Below are 666 nucleotides of genomic sequence, written 5' to 3'. Positions count from 1 at the left end.
TGAAGATAACAATTACATGAGTGGACTTAATCCTCTTTCTGATAAACGCTCATTAAATACGATTGAAGTTTGTTTTATTAATGAAGCTATAGAAGCTAATATTTGGGCATTTCATTTGTTGACGGGATTTGCACAAGTTGCAAAAGAAAACGACGTTAAAAAGCACTTCATAGAAGGTAAAAAATTAGCAAAAAAAACTATTTCTGAATTAAGTGCTTTGTTATCACAAAGTGATATTCAGCCTCCAAGTACATGGGTTGGTAAAGTTACAGATTCTATTCAGCCACCTTTTTCTGAAAAACTTATGATGTATATAACCAGTTTAATATCTACCACAGCATTAGGCTTCACAGAATTAGGTACATCTTTTAGTATGAGAGGTGATTTACCTCTTAAACTTGGACTTATTTCAAAGGATACATTTGAATATGCAAAAAAAGGATCAAAAATAATGATTGAACATAAATGGATGGAAGAGCCTCCTCAAATGGAAGACAGAAATCAGCTTACAAAATAAAATAATCCATTATTAAATTTTCTTAAATGTCGTGAAAACAGACTTTAACGACATTTGTTATTAGTAAAATAAAAATCACTTAATTTCATACAACATAACAATAATTATCATAAATGGTTTTTGTCATATTTATTTAAGAGATATTAGTA

1 protein-coding gene is annotated in these 666 nt (G+C 29.0%); it reads left to right on the top strand.

What is annotated here, in order from left to right; all coding sequences use genetic code 11:
* Positions 1-517: DUF3231 family protein (locus LGK95_RS22215; protein WP_226127110.1), on the top strand; the 517-nt coding region annotated here is incomplete at its 5' end.
* Between the last annotated feature and the right edge of the window lie 149 nt (positions 518-666).

It is taken from the genome of Clostridium algoriphilum, assembly GCF_020443705.1.
GTDB classification, from domain to species: domain Bacteria; phylum Bacillota; class Clostridia; order Clostridiales; family Clostridiaceae; genus Clostridium_AD; species Clostridium_AD algoriphilum.
This window is presented reverse-complemented; position numbering and strand designations above follow the sequence as displayed.